We start from the raw sequence: 18,681 nt of genomic DNA, 5'->3' as shown, positions 1-18,681 counted from the left end.
AACGCGGCACCGGAGCAATTACGTCGGAGGTAAAGAGCTCGGCGAGGGTCGCCGAGGGTTGCGATCATCGCGACGCAAAACATGGCGGCGGCGAGTAAGTTTGACGATCGTCATACCTATGGTGGTGAGCAACGGCAGAAAAGTCTTCGCGTTGGGTGTCGAGGTGGACGGCGATGGCTACCATCCGGCCGCATGGCGCAGGGCCGCACATGAACCCGATCAGCTCCTGACCGGCCAGACGGTGCATTCGCGGGTGGCCACGGCCGAGAACGCGGGTTTCACGCTGGTCACCTTCGACGATTCGATCCTGCCGCCGAGCGATCATCCAGGCGGCAGGATCGACGCCGTGACCCGCGCATCGTTCGTCGCGGCGACGACGAGCACCCTCGGTCTGGTGCCCACGGTGGCGACGACCTATGCCGAGCCGTTCCACACCTCCTCGCAGCTGGCCACCCTCGACTACGCATCGCGTGGTCGCGGCGGCTGGATCGCGTCGACGATCGCCGAGCCCGCCGCGGCGACAACCTGGGGGAGGCCTGCACGCACCGCCGACGCGGATCTCGCTCAGGAACAGCGTGATTCGATCGAGGTCGCGCGCCGCCTCTGGGATTCGTGGGAGGACGACGCGGTCGTTCGCGACTATGCGACGGGCAGGTTCCTCGATCGCGAGCAGGTGCACTACGTCGACTTCGCAGGTGCCAGCTTCTCGGTGAAGGGGCCCGCGATCGTGCCACGCCCGCCACAGGGGCAGGTGGTGGTCTTCGCCGACGGCGCGACCGAACCCGGGGCAGCGGACGTGGTATTGGTATCGGGCGCAGACCTCGCCGAGACCCTCGCGGCCGTCGATCGAGCCCGTGCTTCCGGTGGCCTGGTTTTCGTCGAACTGGATGTTGTCCTAGACACTCCGTCCGTGACCGCAACAGACCGCCTCGCAGATCTGGAACGCCACAATTCCGCGAATCCCTCAGGCCGCCTGCACTTCTCGGGCGGGTCCAAGGGCCTCGTCGCACTGCTGACCGAGCTCGCCAACCACGTCGACGGTGTGCGCCTGCACCTCGCGGTCATCGACGAAGACCTGCCGGTACTGGCCCGCTTCGTCCTGCCCGCCCTGTTCCGATCCGGCGTTGCCCACCGCCCGGTTCCCGGCTCGACACTGCGCGCCAACCTCGGCCTCGCCCGGCCGAACAATCGATACGCGAAGGATCACGACTGATGACCGACGTTCCGTTCCCCGACGCACAGGTTCATTTCGGTGTCTTCCTCCAGGGCGTCAACCACTCCACCATCTGGTCCGACCCGAGCAGCGCCTCTCAGATCGACTTCGAGACATTCCGGCGCGCCATCACCACCGCCGAGCGGGGGCTGTTCGACGCGTTCTTCCTCGGCGAGGGCCTACGCCTTCGCGAGCAGCACGGCAAGATCCTCGACCTGGACATCGCGGGCCGCCCCGACGCGATCGCCCAGCTCGCGGCGCTGGCCGGGATCACCCGCCACATCGGACTCGTCGCCACACAGAACACCACCTACAACGAACCCGCCGACCTCGCGCGCCGTCTCTCCGGCCTGGATCTGGTCTCCGGCGGACGTGCCGGTTGGAACGCCGTCACCACCGACAACGCGTGGACTGGCGAGAACTTCCGGCGCGGCGGCTTCCTCGACCATGCGCAGCGCTACGAGCGCGCGGGTGAATTCATCCGGGTCGCGCGTGAACTCTGGGATGCGTGGTCGGACAACGCCATTGCCACCTCGCGCGAAAGCGCCACCTGGCTGGAAGCGGACGCCGTGCGCACCGTCGCACACGAGAGCGAACACTTCCAGGTCGCGATCACCCCGACTCTGCCTCGCTCCGCACAAGGGCACCCGGTCATCTTCCAGGCGGGAGATTCATCCACCGGCCGCGATTTCGCCGCCGCGCACGCCGAGGTCATCTTCTCCAGGCACGGAACACATTTCGATGCCGCGCTCGCGTTCGCCGACGATATCCGCACCCGGCTCAGAGCCGCCGGCCGCCCCGACGACGACATCAAGATCCTGCCCGGCACCCAGATCGTGTTGGCGGAGCGGGCATCCGAGGTCGAGGAGAAGGCGCGGTGGGTGCTGGAGAGCCAGTTCACCGGCCAAACCGCCCTGTCACTGGTCGGACAGGTGTGGGGCCGCGACCTCTCCGATCTCGACCCGGACGGCCCACTACCCGCCGAAGACCCGGTGCCGACCGTGATTTCGGGAGCCCGCGGCGCTCAGCGCGATGGCCAGGACCCCGTGGCGATCGCGCGACAGTGGCGGGCGCTGGCCGAAGCCGAGAACCTCTCGCTGCGGCAGGTCGCCATCGAAACCTCGCAGCGTTCCGGCTTCGCGGGAACGCCGAGCCAGGTCGCCGACGAGCTCACTCGCTGGGTGCGCCACGGGGCAACGCACGGTTTCAACATCACGCCATACTTGGTGCCGACCGGGCTCGACGAGATCGTCGACTGGCTTGTTCCCGAACTTCAGGAACGCGGTGCGTATCGTACTGAATACACCGGAACAACTCTCCGCCATCATCTCGGCCTGCGGCCTCCCCTGACCAGGCGTTGACATCACGAGCCCAGGCAACGCTCCGGGTGTTTCACGGTGGAACCGACGCGGGCGCGAACAAACCGATTTGACATCAACTTATGTTCAGGTTTGATGCTTCATCCATGACCTCGACAGCTAATCCGCTTCGCCTCGCAGTGATCGTCGCAAGCACCCGCTCGGGACGATTCGGTCCGACCGTCGCCAATTGGTTCGTAGAACACGCCACCCAGCGCACGGACGTGACCGTCGACCTCATCGATCTCGTGGACACACACCTCCCGTCGCACCTGACCAACGACCCAGGGGAGCAGGGCGCGCGGGCGCTGGCGCAGATGGGCGCCCGGCTCGAAGGTGCGGATGCATTCGTGGTGGTGACACCGGAATACAACCACAGCTACCCCGCGCCGCTGAAGAACGCGATCGATTGGCATTTCACCCAGTGGCAGGCGAAGCCGGTCGGATTCGTGTCCTATGGCGGGCTTTCGGGTGGTTTGCGCGCCGTGGAGCACCTGAAGCAGGTCTTTACCGAACTGCACGCTGTCGCCGTGCGCGACACTGTCAGCTTCCACGGCGCCGCAGACCAATTCGATTCGCTGGGTCGGCCGACGAGCCCGGTACCGAGCAAGGCCGCCGCTACCAAGCTGCTCGATCAACTCGTCTGGTTCGGCGAGGCACTCCGATCGGCGAGGTCCGAGCGTCCCTACGTCGCCTGAGCCGATCGGTGTCGGGGCCCCCTCATCGCAACCTCACGCTGTTTCGGCACTGCGGAAGGCCGCTCGATACGCGTGCGGGCTGGTACCGACGATGCGTTTGAAGCGATCACGGAACGCGGTCGGTGACCCGAAACCGACCTGGCCAGCGATTCGGTCGACCGGGTGAGTGGTTGCCTCGAGCAGATATTGGGCATGGCGCACGCGCGTGCGATGTAACCACTGCAACGGTGTGGTGCCGGTCTGTTCGCGAAAGTGGCGGTTGAGGGTGCGGGTGCTCATTCCTGCGCGCAGGGCGATGTCGTCGAGGGTCAGGCCTTTGGCAGCGTTATCCTCCATCCAGTGCAGCACCGGCTCCAGCACCGAGCCGCGCGGTGCGGGCACATTGTCCCGGACGATGTATTGGGCCTGTCCGCCTTCACGTTCCAGCGGCATGACCGACAAGCGGGCCGCGTCGGCGGCGACCGCGGAACCATGATCGCGACGAATCATGTGCAGGCAGAGGTCGATTCCGGCCGCACCACCCGCCGAGGTCAGGAATTGACCGTTGTCGACGTAGAGAACATTCGGATCGACCTCGATCCGAGGATAGCGTTCGGCGAGGAATTCGGCGGCAAGCCAGTGCGTGGTCGCGCGCTGTCCGTCGAGCAGTCCGGTGGCGGCGAGGACGAACGCGCCCACGCAGATCGATGCGATGCGGGTTCCGTTGTGTGCGGCCAGTTTCAGCGCATCGATGACCTCGGCGGGAATCGGCACCGTCGGGTCGGAGCAGCCCGGAAGGATGATGGTGTCCGCACTGGCCAACGCATCCAGGCCCCATTGTGCTCGCAGCGTGAACACTCCAGCGTCGACAGTGGGTGTTATACCGCAGACGCGGATCCGATAGGGCGTGCGCCCGTCGGGCAATCGAATGCGGGTGAACACCTCGATCGGTGTGGACAGGTCGAAGGGGATGACCTGGTCCAGTGCGAGGACGGCGACGGTGTGCATGGCCACACATTAGGTCTGATCGCAGTTCTTGCCAATGGCCCTGACCTGGTTATTAGTAGATAAGCCCTAGTAGATACGTTGGCCGGAATCCGTTGGAAGTTGGCAATCCAGCCGATTCCCGCCATCGCGCGGACTGACTAACGTCAGCGTGGACCGTCAACGAGAGGAACGAATGCCCATGCCCGCGTCCGCAGTATTCGCGTCGTCAGGGGTCCGCGCGTCGTGACCGAGTTCCTGCTGTCGGTCCACGTTCTTGCCGCGATCATCGCGATCGGTCCGGTGACCGTCGCGGCCAGCATGTTCCCTGCGTTCACGCGCCGTGCCGCAACCGAACCCGCCGATGGACCGTCCGTCACGGTGCTCCGTACGCTGCACCGCATTTGCCGCGTCTACGCGTGCGTCGGAATCGTCGTCCCGATATTCGGATTGGCCACCGCGATAAGCCTTGGCGTGCTGGGGGATACGTGGCTGATCGTCTCGATCGCACTGACCGCCGCCGCGGCAGGCGTGCTGGCGCTGATGGTGTTGCCCGACCAATCGAAGATTCTCGCCACCCTGACCGGTGCCGCCCCTCCGGCAGCCTTACCTCGCACCGTCACCGCTCAATTAGCCATGTACACAGGAACATTCAACACGCTGTGGGCGACCGTGACAGTCCTGATGATCATCCGCCCTGGATCGACGACGGGAGCTTGATCAGGTTGCCGTGCGTCCGGCGGGGGCGGTTTCGGTTCGACTCGCCGCGACGAGTCGTGCAATCGCCCCCACACGGGTGTCATTCGGTCAGCGGCTCATCCGAGAACGCTGCTACCGAGGCTCAGTACGCTGCTGCCTGCGCTGAGGATCATGCCCAGGATTCCTTGAATATCCATTGGTCACTCTTCTTTTCGAGGGACCCGCGTCGAGACTGCGGGTTCCGGTGTGGGGCGACGTCAGCTGGGTGGGTTCGCCACACGTCGACGACCTCGATCCAAGAGACCGACGTCGCGGCCGCCTTATGAGTGGCGACGTCCGAGGACCGTAACCGCACAGCCCGACATCGGCTCGAACTGGCATTCCCACACCTGGTTACCCCTGAGGGGTGCTACCTGTTCACGCGAGAGGCTGACGGCCACAATGCGATTCAACAGTCCTATCGGTAGCGACTCATGCGACTGCCGCCATAGCGCTGGCAGGTTGGTGGATGACACCTGCGAAACCTTTTGCGGACAGGTTGTAGGTGTTCTCTTTTACCCTGTCACCAGAGTTGCCCTCGATGGTGGTGATCGTGTCGCCGTTACGAGCCACGACCAAGCCGATATGGCCCTGGTCACCCCACACGATCATGTCGCCAGGGCGGGCGTTCGATGCATTATCTGCGACGACGCCCCCTAGTCCACCCTGGGCGTCGGACCAGACGGCGCTTACCAAATTCTTGTTGGTCCACGGTATGTCGACACCGCCCTGCGTCCACACCCAGTCGGTGAACGACGCGCACCACGCGTCGTTGATGTTGTACGGCGCGTTGATATGGTTGTTGCCATTGGTCTCGCTGACGCCGCGCTCGAGTTCGCCCCATGCGGCTTTGATGGCTTTGCCGGGACCGTCTACCGGATTAGCGGGTACGTATGCGCCGTTGCTATGCGGGGTCCATGGCGATGTGAGAGAGGTAGGGCGCCCGCCGCTGGTGGAGGCGTAGCTGGGGGCGCCATAGGAGGGTACGGGGGGAATGGAGTCGTGAATCTTGCGCGCTTCGGCCTCGATGTCCTCGACTGCCCTCGCGACCGTGCCGTGTACGTCGCCGAGGGTGCCGAATATCCTGTCGAGCAGGTAGGTATGCGTGGCGGGAGAGATAAACGGCTCGTTGTTGCTCGGCCCGTCGGAGGTGCGCAGGGTGTATTCCAGTGCCCGGACTTTCTCCATCACTGCGGTGAATGTCTTGCTGGAAGTGTCGAAGGTGGCATAGGAAGAAGAGTCGATCTTCATGTTCTTGTCATGCAGGTCGGACTTGATCCCGTCGATTTTTCCGGTTTTCTCTTCGTAGTCACCGGCCAATGAGGAGGAAGGTTTGCCGTCCGCGGCCTTGCCGTCTTTGAGGATCTGCTTTTCACGAAGCTTGTCCATGAGATCCGGCTGTGCGCTCGGCGCGTCGGAAGCCAGGCAAATGACGGTGCCCTGCAGCGCCTCGTCGGCCGCCGCGACAACCGAGATCAGGAACGGAGTCCAACCAGGGCGGTTGTTCGGAAGGTCGACCTCGAACTTGTCCGGGATGGTGGGTTCTGGGCTCATCGGGACACCCGACTGTCGGCAACCGCCCACGGGCCTACGAACAGCGTCATCCGTTACCTCACTCGGTCACGACCCGCCCGCCCTTGCGGCCGGCCCTTCCAACGGTTCCGATTATCGGGCATTCCCGACATTGGTAAGCCTGACGAGCCCGGCCGCGAAGCATGGTGCGACTACACGCTGAAGGCGATCGTGCGCAGAATCAGCGCCACGACGAACACCGCGGTGAACGCCAGATCGATCGACAGCCCGCCGGCCCGGATCGGTCGAAGCACCTTGCGCACCGGCGCGATCACGGGCTCGGTCCAGGTATGGGTCAACGCGCGGGCCCGGTTCGTCCACGAAGGGGCATCGGCAAGCACCCCGACCCAGTCCAGCACCAGCCGGGCGAGTAGTAGGAGTACGAACACCGTCAACGCGTAGCCGACCAGTGTTCCGATGAGGGTCATGAAGACTCCTTCGTAGTGAATGTGTTGACCGTCTTACGGGTATCAACGCGGCTGGTGAGGTCCAAAGTGTCACATGCGCGATGTTCTCAGCGGACTATCAGGTCACAGCGGCCGATATCGCGAACGCCCCTATGGTGGATGGATGAGTACATCGTCTGGCTCGTTGGTGATGGTCGCCGAGGACATGCAATCGGTGACGACGGTCGGGAACGAGGACGATCCGGCCGACGCCGGACTTACCCGCGGCGACGTCGAGTCGCTGTGGGATGCGGTGCTGGCGTGGTACGGGTTGGGGACGACACCTGCCATCCAGGTGTGTCTACGGCGCAACGGCAAGATCGTGTTGAACAGGGCCATCGGGCACGGTTGGGGGAACGCTCCAGCAGACAGGCCGGACGCGGTGAAAGTGCTCGTCACGCCGCAGACCCCGTTCTGTGGGTTCTCCACAGCCAAGGGGGTGTCGGCGACCCTGATGTTCATGCTCATCGAGCAGGGCGCGTTCGCGCTGAATGACACTGTCGCTCAGTACATTCCGGAGTTTGCCGCCAACGGCAAGGGGGCGATCACGATTGGGGACGTCTTGTCGCATTCCGCGGGCGTACCGTTCGTGACGCCGCCCTACAAGGGCGTGGAACTGGTGGTCGACGAGGAGTTGGCCGTGCGGGGTTTGGCTGATCTGGTCCCGAGCTGGCCGACGGGTCGGTTCCGGGTCTATCACGCGTTGACCAGCGGGCTCATCCAACGGTTACTGGTGCAGCGAGCGACGGGAAAGCGGATGCGAGAGCATCTGGCCGATCAGGTGCTCGACCCGTTGGGCTTCCGATGGACGAACTTCGGGGTCGCGCCCGAGGATGTCGACAAGGTCGTGCCGAGTGTGAAGACCGGGCCTAAGCCGTCGCGAATGTCGAGCTTCCTCGCGCGCAAGGCACTCGGCGGCCGGATGGACGGGTCGGTGTCCGATGCCGCGACGCGGGCATTGCTGACCGCCGAGCTCCCGTCGGGCAATCTCGTCACCACCGCCTACGAGCTATCGCGGTTCTATGAAATCCTCACGCGTGGTGGGGAACTGGACGGTGTCCGGATCCTCCAGCCGGACACACTGCGGCAGGCGGTGCGACCGGCCGACCGCATGCCAGGGCTGGCAGGGGCGGTGAGCCGTGCGGGGTTCGAACTCGGCGGGCGGCGGTCGAAGTTCGGCCGCAATACCGAATCCCATTTCGGGCGTAGCGGATTGACCACTCAGTACGGCTGGGCCGATCCCGCTCGCGGGCTGTCCGGCGCGATTCTGACAAGCGGCAAGGCGACCACCGACACCAAGCGGCCGTGGCGGCTGTGCGCGCGTATCTCCGCCACTATCGCTCGCCTCGACCCGGCCGACCGGGTCTTCGATCTCTGATTACGCTTCCTTCCGTTCGGGAACGATTCAGCAACGGAAAACTCGCGTCGATGCTATTTCGTTACCGACAAAATGGTTTGGCCCACAATCCGCCTGGTCGGTGCGCAAGCTTGCGAACGCACAACGGCATGGGCGCTTGCACGAACGCATCGATGCGTTCCGATTCGACGAGTCAGCCCTGATGTGGCAACCTTCTTTTCGAGGTCGGGGTGTGAGAAGTGACTCGGGCACCGATTGGTTCGGCTGCGGCGGCCCCACCGCAATGTGGGGCCGCCGGCAGAACCGTAGATCAACCGCGATCGCGCTCATCGCCGATGCGGAGCCGACCTCTTACTTGAACGACCGACGCAGCGCCACCAAATCGTCTCCTCGGGGATTGCCCACCACCGCTGATTCCGGTGCGTCGAAAATCTGGACCAGTCTGGTGTCGGGCTCGAACCGGGGCCAGCCGGGGTCGCCGTTCTCAGCGAAGGACAGCCATGCCGCATGGATTTCGTCGGCGAGCGGTTGGGGTGGGTTCGGGCCGGTGAGCGGGTGGGCGTCGCTCAGAGCGTCGAAGACGAACGGAATCTCCAGGATGTGACATGCGCCGAGGCCCTCGATGCCCGATGGCCAGGCGAATTCGTATGCGTAGGTCGGGGCGCCGGCGGCGGCGTTGACCTCGGCCAAGCCAAGGGTGTCCGAGCGGAACGCATGGTCGGTGGCTATCGCGGCGAAGATGTCGGCGGCGGTGGCCGCGGGACGGTTCGCGCGGTAGGTGTCGGACAGTGTGGGGGACAGGCCATAGCGAGTGAGCATGTATGGGAGCGTGTCGGTGGTTATCCCGGCGGCGACGCCGGTCGGGACCGTGAAGAAGCGGAACTCGTCGGTGTTGCAGCCCGTGATGAGGGGGACCGACCGATCGGGGTGTGCGGCAAGAACGTCGGAGGCCGTGCCCTCGACGATGTCGCCGTCGAGGACAGGGAAGAGATTCATGATTCCGAGTCCGTTGGTGACGATGGAGGGCCCCCAACGGTCGGGATCCGGGTTGGTCATCAACTCGAGGGCGATCGCGTTCTGCGCGGATCGGAGCTGATCGGGCCCCAGAGTGCCGAAATCGGCTGCGGTCGGATCGATTCCGAGATTCTTCGCCAGTTCATCGGCAATTTTGCCCGCGTCCTCGACTGCCGCGACTGCCGTGCCGTTGCCGCTCTGCATGATCGCACGGTGGAACAGTCCCCGGGACCGGGAGGAGGCCAGCAACGTCGCCACGCTCATGCCGCCCGCGGACTCGCCGAAGAGGGTGACATTGTCCGGGTCGCCACCGAAGGATTCGATGTTCTCCTGCACCCATCGCAGCGCGAAAAGCTGATCGTGCAACCCGCGGTTGAGTGGTGCGTTCGCGATGGCGGCGAAGCCGGAGATGCCCAGCCGGTAGTTGAGGGAGACCATGACGACTCCGTCGCGCGCGAAGGCCGCGCCGTCATATATCGAACGTGCGTTCGAACCACGCACAAACGCCCCACCATGGATCCACACCATGACGGGCAGCCCCGACCCTCCCGGATCCGGTGTCCAGACGTTGACATTGAGGTACTCGTCCCCGGCAATGCCGTCACTGCCGATGAGGGCATGGATCGGCGGCGGATACGGCGATTGGGCACAGGTCGGCCCATAGGTGAGCGCGTCGCGGACGCCCGACCAGTCCCGCACCTGTGCCGGCAACTCGAAGCGGGCGGGCCCGACCGGCGCGGCCGCGTACGGAACGCCGAGAAACATGCTGACCCCGCCGCTGGTCCTGCCTAAAATCTTGCCGCCGGTGACGGAAACAATCGGTTCCATACGACTCCTTCGCTCGGAGTCGATTGTCTACCTTGCCGCACCGCCGTGGCCCGCTACACCGAAGTTGTCGTCGAGTCATGCGGAACCGGACGTCTGACTCGCTTCACGGTGCAGTCTCGGCTGCTTATAGCTCCGGGCGATCAGGGCCGATCTGAGATACCAGACGCCGGAGGCCTGGGAGGGGTCGAAACCGGTGAGCTGACCGATGCGTTTGAGCCGATAGTCGACGGTGTTGGTGTGCACGTGCAATGCGCGGCCGGTGCGTTGGCGGTTGAGGTTGTTGCTGATGTGGCGTTGCAGGGTTTCCAAGAGTTCGGGGTGGTCATCGAGCGGATCCAGCAGCGTGTGAAGGTGCTCGAGGCCCGGGCCCGGTCGGGTGAGCTGGTATTCCAGAGCCAGGTCGTCGAAGCGGTACAGACCGTGCACGCCGTGCAGCCGCGACACCATATCGAGGAGTTCGTGCGCCTGATCCGCGGCGGCGGGCACCGTCGCCGGCGTCGCGGGGACGACGGCGGCGGTGATCGGAACCTGTGCCGCGCGCGAGAGCCGCTCGACGAGCGCGTCGACAGCGTCGTTTTCCAGCAGCTCCGCGGGCAGCAGGATGGTTCCGCCGTCGACGCTCAGCAGCGAAAGCACGCGCTCGCCACAGCGTGTCGCGAGTTCGGCTTGCATGCGCCGCAGTTTGCGCCTGGCAACAACTTTGGCGTCCAGCCTCGGGTTGCGCTCATCCTGGTGTGGTGGAATCGACACGGCCAGAACGGAGTAGGACTCCGCGACCTCGATGCCGCACTCGCGCGCCATGGTCGATGTGGAGTGTCCGCCGAGCAGGGCGGAGGTGAGAGTGTGTGCGGCGGTGTGGTGTTCGCTGACCACCGCGCGCAACTCTCGCACGTAGGCGTGTGAGACGGTCGAGGTGATGGTGTCGAGTATGTCGAGCAGGCGGCGACTGATGTTCTTGATGTTGTCGAAGTCCGCGGCAGTGGCGCGGTCCAGGATCAGGTCGAAACCGAGCTTGAATCCTTCGTGCACCGCGTGGTGGATGGTGTCGATCGGGATCCCCTCCCGCGCCCACCCCGCGGCGACCTTCTGTAAATGCTGCGTTTTTCCGGGGATGTCAGCGCCGTCGAACATGCTCGCGGCCAACTCGAGGCAGACCCTCGTGATGGCGGTGATATCACCGTTGAGCGCCTCGCCCGGCAGCGTCCGGCACGGGACCACGTTCTCGACGAAGTGGCCGACCATCTTCTGTGACAATGCCCAGACATCCTCGAGCGAGGAAGAAACAGGCTGACCCGATACGGTCAGATCCGGCCGGTCCGAACTGGTGACGGTCATTGTGACTCCTTTTCCGCCCCCGCGACGTGGCGAAGCACATCACGGTAACGCGACCTGCTCGAATATCGTGGGCCCGTTGCGGGTTCCTGGAATGTGCCGAAGTCGGCGTGGGCATCGCTGTGAGGGTTCACAGCGCGCAGACTCGAAAGATCGCATACAGCCAGCTGAACTGGTCGATCGTCCGAGTTTGGTGAGCCGTCAGGCCGCCCCTCGGCGGCCGCGCACGCTGCCGCGGTAGGAACGATCACAATAGGCCAGCGTGCGGACCACGGGCCGCCGACGCGCGATCGCGAACACAACGCATAGGGATCATTCACAATAAACCGAGGTCCCGATTCGTCCATTCGCCGAAAGGCGTTCGTCGGCTCGAAGCGGGATAGCCCAACCCGTACCGTCGGTACCTGGAGGGTCACCCGGAGGGAGTCCCTTAGCGCTTCTCCTGCCTGAAGCAGGAGATTCCCAGCTCAGACCGCAACCGAGCCACTCACCCGAGGGAGGTGACCCGCTTGTCTCACATTCTCAACACTGCTGTGGCCGCGTTCTGCCACAACCAGAATCACCCTGGCAGCGTTCCGATCCCGACAAGCGGTGTAACCACAGTCGGGGCATCGGAAAGTCCTCTCGCACAGCTCGAGTCGCTTGGCGCTCCCGAAACGGTCACTACACGTCGTCGACGTATAAGCGGGCTGAACCAACACCACCCCTTGCGACCCGACCTCTGGAGGGAGGATGGCGCCTTCTGTCTCCCCGTGAACGGGGGAGTATCCGCGCCAAACACCCCATGACCATGCGTCCGCACGACGAGGCCCGGGCTGCCAGTCCCGATGCACTACTCAAGGCAGGATTCGAACTTGCCCTCGTTCTCGTGGATGCGGCCGAATCCTCGGGCACGATGACCCTGACCTGGTTCGAGCGCGCCGTCACACGATGCGCGCAAGCCGGAATCCCGATCGAAGCCGTGCACGCTGCGGTGGACGAGAGCGTGAAAACCGCTCTGGCGCAGGCTGGTCAGGCGGCGGAGACGGCGGGGTGCAATTGGGAGACCGGCCACGATGCCGGGATGCTGAGCGGGTTCTTCGAGCTGCTGTCCTCCGCGGTGTCGCGCGCCTATGCGCAATAACGCCTTGGCCGTTCTCAGGAGACTCTCATCAAATCTGTGCCCGGATCTCAGGGCGAGCCCGTTGAATGAGGGGCAGCTGCCCCACCCCGGTTTGCTCTAACCGGGGTGGGGCAGCGCCAACTCTGCGCGAGCCCGTGACGATGCGGCCGTGTCAGCCCATGCCGGGAGTGGGCGGCGTCAGATACATGTAGCTCTTCTCCTCGATGCGCCGCGCGATGCGCCATTGGTCGTCGATGCGGGCGAAGGTGTCGAGGTACCACAGGCCGCAGAACATAATGCGCTGCTGTCCATCGCCATTCGAAACGAGCATCGGGTTGTGGCACATCGTGCGGCCGGTCGCGGTATCGCCGTCGACGGTAATCGATGAGTTGCTGATCAAGTGCTGGAAGGCGGGGAAGTTCGGCAACATCTGGGCGAGAAAGGCTTTCGTCGACGCGACATCACCGACCGCGCCGCCCATGGCCGAGTAGTCGATGTGCGCGTCGGCGGTGAAGACCTCATCGAGCAGGTCCCACTGTTTGGTGTCGACCGCGTGTGAGTAGCGGACCATCAGATCCTGGATCTCCAGGCGATCGGAAATCTCCTGCAACGACAACATGAGGTGCCTCCTTGAGCTGACACGGGTTGCAGTAATGCCATCAGTGTCAGAGCAAGGAATCAAGAGTCCGAGCCGATCGGCTCGCTGGAGCGCGTGTGCGGGCCGGGCCCGCAACGCAGAACGGCCCTGTCGGCGCAATCCGCGCGACAAGGCCGTTCTGAGGGAGCTGTGCCCAGTGTTGCGGCCCTTTACAGGTAGGCGCCGCAGACCGGCCAGGCGCCGACGCCCTGGGTGGCCAGCACGTTTTCCGCGACGCGGATCTGCTCGGACCGGCTGGCGTTGCTCGGGCTGCCGTAGCCGCCGTTGGCCTCCCAGGTGCTCTGGGTGAACTGCAGGCCGCCGGAGAAGCCGTTGCCGGTATCGATACCCCAGTTGCCGCCGCTCTCGCACTGCGCGACGCCGTCCCAGTTGTGGCCGTCGGCCGAGGCGGTCGCGGTGGAAACGCTGAACGGTACGGCGACGAGAGCGCCGATGACGGCGGCGGTACCGAGTGCACGGGTGGTGAATTTGCGGTTCTTGGACATATATGGATTTCCTGCCTGCGCCCTACCGGCCCGTGGAAGCTGCACGCGGGTCCCTGCCCCCAGGAAATATCGGGGATCCTCGAACCGTGGGGCAGGGTTGCCGGCGTTCGGCGATTCGAGTCGGAACCAGATGTTGATCCGGTCCGTCAGCGACGGTAACGGAGAAGTCGCGGAAGATCACGCTGAGATAACGTGAGAATTGCCTGAAGTAGCCGTCGAGACTAGTGGCATTTCCGCAGCTCGCGCCAATTAAATGACATATCGGCATCGGCTGTTATTGTTACGTTATGTGATCGAGATCACGATGAAATAGTGACTTGCAACGCGTTCGGTGACGCCTGACCACTGCGAATTCGGTGCCACATGGTCGATGAGGCGCTGCTGCGGTCCCGGGGCATACCTGTCGGGCGTTAAAGTACGTACGTACGGTTTGGCGTGGTCCGATTGCCTGGAAAGCCGATGTGGGGTCCTAGGAGTACCTCGCCTTCAATGACCGCCGCTCGCACCCATTCTTTGATCTTCTGAGCCGCATGGCGGCCGGCGAGGCGTCGCGTGGTTGCTCTCGAATCCGTGCCGGGCATCTGGCCTCGCACTGGCCGAACGCTGGTCGTTGCCCGTAAGACCGGCTTGGCCACTAGTCTTCCTGAGCGCCGTCGACAACCTGCCGCGCCGACGTGACTGGCCATCAATACCTTTCGACCCTGACGTCACGTGACGCAATGGCCCCGAAGTGATTTCATGTGGATTCACGGACCGATGTAGCAATGCCGCAGCGCCTCATGTTCGTCGACGGTGATCCAGTCACTCCGCCCACTGTGGACGCGCCCCCAACCCGCCCGTTCGTACAACGCAATCGCCGCCACGCCGTCGGGTACCCGTCGACCTCGTGCACCGCGCGCAGGGCCGCGATACGGGCGGGTGCATCGGTGGTAGTCCGTGCTCTGATGATCACCGCCTACATTTTGCGCGAACTGTGCCGCCGGGTGTCGTGACGATCTACATTGGACACAGTTACGGGGGGTGGCATTCGAGGAGACGCACCATGTTCGTCGCAGTCGTCATCATTTCGGTATTGCTTGCCGCCATGTTGTCTATGTCGGCCTACTTCAAGATCACTCGCCGTCCGCAGTTCGTCGAGGGGTATGCCGCCATCGGTGTGCCGGATAGCTGGCTCAACCCACTTGCGGCGCTGCTGCTTGCCGGTGCGGCCGGTCTGCTCGTTGGGTTGTGGTTGGCGCCGATCGGGATTGCCGCAGCTGTGGGCCTGATTCTCTACTTCCTCGGTGGTATCGGGTTCCATGCGAAGGCCAAGGACTGGAAGGGCTTGCCCGTGCCTACGGTCATTCTGGTCGTGTCGATCGTCGTGCTCGCACTGCGTATCGCAACGGCGTGACTTCGGTCTGAGGGTTAGTCGGGAAGTACCGCCAGCTCGAGCTGTCGCAACCGGGCGGGATCGGCGAAGACCTCGTAGCCCGCGATCCGATCGCCGTCCACCGTGACTGTCAGCGCGAGCAGTAGTCGACCGCGCGGCGCGACGACGATGCCGACTGCGCCATTGACAAGGGCCAGGGTGGCGATCTGCGAGCGACGGCGAAGAAGCATGGTCTCCTTCGCCACGACATGCGCGCCACGGACAACCAAGGCCTTACCGGCGGGCAATGCGGCCGGATCGGCGGTGCGCACCACCTCTGGTGCCAATATGGACAGCAGTGCGTCGAGGTCGCCACTGCGCGCTGCTGCGAGGAACGCTTCGACAACGTGCCGCTGCTGCGCGAGTTCGATACTGGACGCTGTCGTGTCACCACGCGCCCGCGATCGGGCCCGGCTGGCGAGTTTCTTCGTCGTCGCGGTCGTGCGCCCGACGATCGGCGCGATCTGATCGAACGGGACGGCGAACATATCGTGCAGCACGAACGCCACCCGCTCGTCGGGACCCAACGTATCTAACACCACCAGCAGTGCGCGGCCTACCGAATCAACAAGCACGGCTTCGTGTTCGGGATCGCTGTCATAGGCCGTGTCCCCGAGATCGGCAATGCTCTCCATCGGATCCTCGCGCCGCGCCGCGCGCGAGCGCAGCATGTCCAGGCAGATCCGTGAGACGACGGTCGTCAGCCAGCCGGCAAGGTTCTCCACGCCACTGGTGTCGGACCGCGCCAACCGCAGCCACGCCTCCTGGACGGCATCCTCGGCCTCGCTGGACGAACCGAGCATCCGATAGGCAACCGACATCGAGTGGCCGCGCTGCGTTTCGAATTGCCGCGCCAGCAGGTCCTGTGAATGCATCGGTCACCTTTCCTCGCCGCCATCCGTCATCTGGATGACGAACACAACACCGCTCGAGTGACCGCGGTGCGGCGCAGCGAGTGCTACACCACGATCGCAGACGCGCGGTGCCGCCCAACAGAAGGGTATTTCCCATGCACATCGCCTACGTCATCGTCACCGTCCTCGCCGCGCTGGCCGCATCGAGCGCCGCGGTCGTCGATGTGATTCGGCCACAGTGGCTGCGCGACAATATGGAGAACTACGGCATCCCCGAACGAATGCTCGGCCTGCTGGCGGCGCTCGAGGCACTCGGCGCTCTCGGTCTGCTGGTAGGCCTCGTCATCCCGGTCCTAGGCGTGGCCGCCGCGGTCGGTCTGATCCTGTACTTCCTCGGCGCTGTTATCACCATCCTGCACGCTCGCTGGTACTCCGACATCGCTTACCCGCTGCCATATCTCGGCTTGGCGGCCGGATCACTCGGGCTATTCGTGGCCGCATGATCGAATTGGTCACTGCGCCGGTCCATTCGATAGACGCACGGAATCGGTAGCCCACGTTTCGCCCGGACGAATGTGCCTGAATCCGCCGATTGATTGAAACGGTCATTTCTACCCGAAGAACGTTGGGCCGCTGCTGTCGAGGCATACACTCTTGCGGTTTGCTCAGGCTTGTTCCCACCCCTGGCGCGCGTATATTGCGCTGTGTTGCTTATTGCGACGCGTACGGTTGGCCGCACGCGCAGGGTGATTGTTGTTCCACGAACCCGAAAGGACTCGATGTCGTCGACGGACACCGACCGAAACTCCGATAAATCAGACGAGAGACCCGAAGAAATTGCAGGAAAGCCACCGACGACCGGTGGACTCGATCGGCTGGTCTTCGGTGTCACGGCGATCGGTTCCTTGGCTTTTGTGGCTTGGGGCATCATCGACCACACCGGACTCGGCAGCGCGTCTGCCGATGCGCAGTCGTGGGTAATCACCAACACCGGCTGGCTGTTCGTGCTGATCGCTTCGGCCTTTGTCGTGTATGTCATCTGGCTGGCGGCGAGTCGGTACGGCAAGATCCCGCTCGGCGCGGACGACGAGAAGCCGGAATTCCGGACCACATCGTGGGTCGCGATGATGTTCAGCGCGGGCATGGGCATCGGCCTGATGTTCTGGGGCGTCGCCGAACCACTGTCGCACTATATGAAGCCACCGCCGGGGACTGCCGCGCCGGCAAGCTCCGAGGCCGCCGAAGTCGCGATGGCAACGACGCTGTTCCACTGGACGCTGTACCCGTGGGCCATCTATGCCGTGGTCGGTCTCGCGATCGCGTACGGCACCTTCCGCAGGGGACGGTCGCAGCTGATCTCGTCGATGTTCCGGCCGATTCTCGGACGACGCGCCGATGGTATCGGTGGCCGCGCGATCGACATGATGGCGATCTTCGCGACGCTCTTCGGGTCGGCTGCCTCACTCGGGCTCGGCGCACTGCAAATCGGCGCAGGCATGGAGTTCAACGGGTGGGTCGACTCGATCGGGAAGGTCGGTCTTGTCTCCATCATCACCGTCCTGACCATTGCGTTCATTGTGTCGGCTGTCTCCGGAATCGACCGTGGAATCCAGTGGCTGTCGAACATCAACATGGTGCTCGCCGTGCTCATCGCACTGTTCGTGTTCGTCGCCGGCCCGACCCTGTTCATGCTCAACCTCCTGCCTGCCTCGCTGGGCGACTTCATCTCCATGCTGCCCAAGATGGCCTCGCGTACCGCGGCGACCGGTGGCGAGGACATGAAGACATGGCTGTCGAGCTGGACTATTTTCTACTGGGCGTGGTGGATCTCGTGGACGCCGTTCGTCGGCATGTTCATCGCCAGGATCAGCCGCGGTCGCACCATCCGTCAATTCGTGACCGGTGTTCTGCTGGTGCCGAGCATCGTCAGCCTGGTGTGGTTCGTGATCTTCGGTGGCACCGCGATCTTCCAGCAGGGCCAGACCGGTGACCTGACCGAGGCGAACGGATCCGTCAACGAGACCTTCGCGCTGTTTCGCCTGCTCGACCACTATCCGATCGCGTCGGTGACCGCTGGCCTGGTGATGGTTCTCGTTGGCATCTTCTTTGTTTCCGGTGCCGATGCCGCATCGATCGTGATGGGTACGTTGTCCGAGAAGGGCAGCATCGAACCGTCCAAGGCGACGGTGGTCTTCTGGGGAGCCGCGACCGGCGCCGTCGCCGCGATTATGCTCATCATCGCCGACGCGGGCGACCTCGGTGGCGCACTGACCGGATTGCAAGCTCTGACAACGGTGGTGGCGCTGCCGTTCGTGATCGTGATGGGTCTCTTGTGCGTCTCGCTGTACAAAGACGTGAGTACGGACCCGATGATCCTGCGCGAAAAGCGCGGCGCCGAGCTCGTCGAAGGTGCTGTAGTACAGGGCCAGGAGCGCCATGACAGCGATTTCGGGCTCGTCACGGAGGCGGTAGCCGCCCCCCGAACAGCAGCGCCCAGCCCAGAACCTGTGCCAGGCAACGAAACCCGGTCAATAGCGAGCGAGCTCTAGCGGCACGCAGCGGCACCACCTCGGTGGTGCCGCTGCGCGATCGCGACACCCTCGCCTCCAGCGGCACGCCGCTGCTCGGCTCGATGAGCCCGCGTTCCGAACG

The 18,681-nt window shown here is 64.2% G+C and carries 17 protein-coding genes and 1 pseudogene; 9 read left to right on the top strand and 9 right to left on the bottom strand.

The window, feature by feature from the left end:
* Positions 1-118 precede the first annotated feature (118 nt).
* From ACLMAJ_RS18025 to ACLMAJ_RS18015, 3 genes are all read left to right on the top strand, one after another.
* Positions 119-1,213, top strand: a complete 1,095-nt coding sequence (locus ACLMAJ_RS18025) for an LLM class flavin-dependent oxidoreductase (protein ID WP_412014882.1) — start codon at positions 119-121, stop codon at positions 1,211-1,213.
* Entirely contained in the window at positions 1,213-2,574 is a 1,362-nt protein-coding gene (locus ACLMAJ_RS18020) for an NtaA/DmoA family FMN-dependent monooxygenase (RefSeq protein ID WP_412014881.1), read from the top strand. The genes ACLMAJ_RS18025 and ACLMAJ_RS18020 overlap by 1 nt, the downstream gene beginning before the upstream one ends.
* Positions 2,575-2,678: 104 nt before the next feature.
* On the top strand, positions 2,679-3,269 hold the full coding sequence (locus ACLMAJ_RS18015; protein WP_412014880.1) for an NADPH-dependent FMN reductase: 591 nt from the start codon (positions 2,679-2,681) through the stop codon (positions 3,267-3,269).
* A 33-nt stretch (positions 3,270-3,302) separates the two neighbouring features.
* Here the strand turns inward: ACLMAJ_RS18015 and ACLMAJ_RS18010 are convergent, their stop codons facing one another.
* Positions 3,303-4,256, bottom strand: a complete 954-nt coding sequence (locus tag ACLMAJ_RS18010; RefSeq protein WP_412014879.1) for a GlxA family transcriptional regulator — start codon at positions 4,254-4,256, stop codon at positions 3,303-3,305.
* A gap of 222 nt (positions 4,257-4,478) precedes the next feature.
* Between ACLMAJ_RS18010 and ACLMAJ_RS18005 the strand changes: the two genes are divergently transcribed.
* Positions 4,479-4,952: a hypothetical protein gene (locus ACLMAJ_RS18005; RefSeq protein WP_412014878.1), complete on the top strand. Its 474-nt coding sequence runs from the start codon at positions 4,479-4,481 to the stop codon at positions 4,950-4,952.
* Between the two features lie 450 nt (positions 4,953-5,402).
* Here ACLMAJ_RS18005 and ACLMAJ_RS18000 read toward each other — a convergent pair whose 3' ends face one another.
* Entirely contained in the window at positions 5,403-6,524 is a 1,122-nt protein-coding gene (locus ACLMAJ_RS18000) for a CHAP domain-containing protein (protein ID WP_412014877.1), read from the bottom strand.
* A 170-nt stretch (positions 6,525-6,694) separates the two neighbouring features.
* A complete protein-coding gene (locus ACLMAJ_RS17995; protein ID WP_412014876.1) occupies positions 6,695-6,970 on the bottom strand; it encodes a YggT family protein in 276 nt (91 codons plus the stop codon).
* A gap of 142 nt (positions 6,971-7,112) precedes the next feature.
* Here ACLMAJ_RS17995 and ACLMAJ_RS17990 point away from each other — a divergent pair, with 142 nt between their 5' ends.
* Entirely contained in the window at positions 7,113-8,366 is a 1,254-nt protein-coding gene (locus ACLMAJ_RS17990) for a serine hydrolase (protein ID WP_412014875.1), read from the top strand.
* Between the two features lie 330 nt (positions 8,367-8,696).
* Here the strand turns inward: ACLMAJ_RS17990 and ACLMAJ_RS17985 are convergent, their stop codons facing one another.
* The 3 genes from ACLMAJ_RS17985 to ACLMAJ_RS17975 all read right to left on the bottom strand — a co-directional run bounded on the left by ACLMAJ_RS17985 (position 8,697) and on the right by ACLMAJ_RS17975 (position 12,220).
* Positions 8,697-10,187 carry a carboxylesterase/lipase family protein gene (locus ACLMAJ_RS17985; protein ID WP_412014874.1) on the bottom strand — a complete coding sequence of 497 codons (1,491 nt, stop codon included), beginning with the start codon at positions 10,185-10,187 and terminating at the stop codon, positions 8,697-8,699.
* A 75-nt stretch (positions 10,188-10,262) separates the two neighbouring features.
* Entirely contained in the window at positions 10,263-11,522 is a 1,260-nt protein-coding gene (locus ACLMAJ_RS17980) for a PucR family transcriptional regulator (protein WP_412014873.1), read from the bottom strand.
* A 464-nt stretch (positions 11,523-11,986) separates the two neighbouring features.
* A complete protein-coding gene (locus ACLMAJ_RS17975) occupies positions 11,987-12,220 on the bottom strand; it encodes a zinc ribbon domain-containing protein (RefSeq protein ID WP_412014872.1) in 234 nt (77 codons plus the stop codon).
* An 83-nt stretch (positions 12,221-12,303) separates the two neighbouring features.
* On the opposite strand from ACLMAJ_RS17975, the gene ACLMAJ_RS17970 reads away from it, so the two are divergent.
* Complete coding sequence (locus tag ACLMAJ_RS17970; RefSeq protein WP_412014871.1) at positions 12,304-12,642, top strand: hypothetical protein; 339 nt, start codon at positions 12,304-12,306, stop codon at positions 12,640-12,642.
* Positions 12,643-12,793: 151 nt separating this feature from the next.
* On the opposite strand, the gene ACLMAJ_RS17965 is transcribed toward ACLMAJ_RS17970, so the two are convergent.
* Positions 12,794-13,240 (bottom strand): nuclear transport factor 2 family protein, encoded by a 447-nt coding sequence (locus ACLMAJ_RS17965; RefSeq protein WP_412014870.1) that lies wholly within the window; start codon positions 13,238-13,240, stop codon positions 12,794-12,796.
* A gap of 191 nt (positions 13,241-13,431) precedes the next feature.
* A pseudogene (locus ACLMAJ_RS17960) lies at positions 13,432-13,764 on the bottom strand (transglycosylase family protein); the annotation flags it as partial.
* A 1,042-nt stretch (positions 13,765-14,806) separates the two neighbouring features.
* On the opposite strand from ACLMAJ_RS17960, the gene ACLMAJ_RS17955 reads away from it, so the two are divergent.
* Positions 14,807-15,157 (top strand): DoxX family protein, encoded by a 351-nt coding sequence (locus ACLMAJ_RS17955; protein WP_412014869.1) that lies wholly within the window; start codon positions 14,807-14,809, stop codon positions 15,155-15,157.
* A gap of 14 nt (positions 15,158-15,171) precedes the next feature.
* Here the strand turns inward: ACLMAJ_RS17955 and ACLMAJ_RS17950 are convergent, their stop codons facing one another.
* Positions 15,172-16,050, bottom strand: coding sequence for a sigma-70 family RNA polymerase sigma factor (locus ACLMAJ_RS17950; protein ID WP_412014868.1), 879 nt, complete (start codon positions 16,048-16,050; stop codon positions 15,172-15,174).
* 134 nt (positions 16,051-16,184) lie between these two features.
* Here ACLMAJ_RS17950 and ACLMAJ_RS17945 point away from each other — a divergent pair, with 134 nt between their 5' ends.
* Together ACLMAJ_RS17945 and ACLMAJ_RS17940 are read left to right on the top strand one after the other, a co-directional pair.
* Positions 16,185-16,532 (top strand): DoxX family protein, encoded by a 348-nt coding sequence (locus ACLMAJ_RS17945; protein WP_412014867.1) that lies wholly within the window; start codon positions 16,185-16,187, stop codon positions 16,530-16,532.
* Between the two features lie 276 nt (positions 16,533-16,808).
* Positions 16,809-18,578: a BCCT family transporter gene (locus ACLMAJ_RS17940; RefSeq protein WP_412014866.1), complete on the top strand. Its 1,770-nt coding sequence runs from the start codon at positions 16,809-16,811 to the stop codon at positions 18,576-18,578.
* Positions 18,579-18,681: the final 103 nt, after the last annotated feature.

The sequence above is a fragment of the Nocardia arseniciresistens genome (genome assembly GCF_046764875.1).
Lineage (GTDB): Bacteria > Actinomycetota > Actinomycetes > Mycobacteriales > Mycobacteriaceae > Nocardia > Nocardia arseniciresistens.
The sequence above is the reverse complement of the archived record's forward strand: the minus strand, read 5'-3'. Positions and strand labels throughout refer to the sequence as shown.

What these genes read in the sequence shown, in the direction of transcription:
- ACLMAJ_RS17955 (WP_412014869.1), top strand. Translation starts at nt 14,807, where the DNA reads ATGTTCGTCGCAGTCGTCATCATTTCGGTATTGCTTGCCGCCATGTTG.
- ACLMAJ_RS18010 (WP_412014879.1), bottom strand. Translation starts at nt 4,256, where the DNA reads ATGCACACCGTCGCCGTCCTCGCACTGGACCAGGTCATCCCCTTCGAC.
- ACLMAJ_RS17970 (WP_412014871.1), top strand. Translation starts at nt 12,304, where the DNA reads ATGACCATGCGTCCGCACGACGAGGCCCGGGCTGCCAGTCCCGATGCA.
- ACLMAJ_RS18015 (WP_412014880.1), top strand. Translation starts at nt 2,679, where the DNA reads ATGACCTCGACAGCTAATCCGCTTCGCCTCGCAGTGATCGTCGCAAGC.
- ACLMAJ_RS18025 (WP_412014882.1), top strand. Translation starts at nt 119, where the DNA reads ATGGTGGTGAGCAACGGCAGAAAAGTCTTCGCGTTGGGTGTCGAGGTG.
- ACLMAJ_RS17985 (WP_412014874.1), bottom strand. Translation starts at nt 10,187, where the DNA reads ATGGAACCGATTGTTTCCGTCACCGGCGGCAAGATTTTAGGCAGGACC.
- ACLMAJ_RS17990 (WP_412014875.1), top strand. Translation starts at nt 7,113, where the DNA reads ATGAGTACATCGTCTGGCTCGTTGGTGATGGTCGCCGAGGACATGCAA.
- ACLMAJ_RS17945 (WP_412014867.1), top strand. Translation starts at nt 16,185, where the DNA reads ATGCACATCGCCTACGTCATCGTCACCGTCCTCGCCGCGCTGGCCGCA.
- ACLMAJ_RS18020 (WP_412014881.1), top strand. Translation starts at nt 1,213, where the DNA reads ATGACCGACGTTCCGTTCCCCGACGCACAGGTTCATTTCGGTGTCTTC.
- ACLMAJ_RS17995 (WP_412014876.1), bottom strand. Translation starts at nt 6,970, where the DNA reads ATGACCCTCATCGGAACACTGGTCGGCTACGCGTTGACGGTGTTCGTA.
- ACLMAJ_RS17965 (WP_412014870.1), bottom strand. Translation starts at nt 13,240, where the DNA reads ATGTTGTCGTTGCAGGAGATTTCCGATCGCCTGGAGATCCAGGATCTG.
- ACLMAJ_RS17980 (WP_412014873.1), bottom strand. Translation starts at nt 11,522, where the DNA reads ATGACCGTCACCAGTTCGGACCGGCCGGATCTGACCGTATCGGGTCAG.
- ACLMAJ_RS17950 (WP_412014868.1), bottom strand. Translation starts at nt 16,050, where the DNA reads ATGCATTCACAGGACCTGCTGGCGCGGCAATTCGAAACGCAGCGCGGC.
- ACLMAJ_RS17940 (WP_412014866.1), top strand. Translation starts at nt 16,809, where the DNA reads ATGTCGTCGACGGACACCGACCGAAACTCCGATAAATCAGACGAGAGA.
- ACLMAJ_RS18000 (WP_412014877.1), bottom strand. Translation starts at nt 6,524, where the DNA reads ATGAGCCCAGAACCCACCATCCCGGACAAGTTCGAGGTCGACCTTCCG.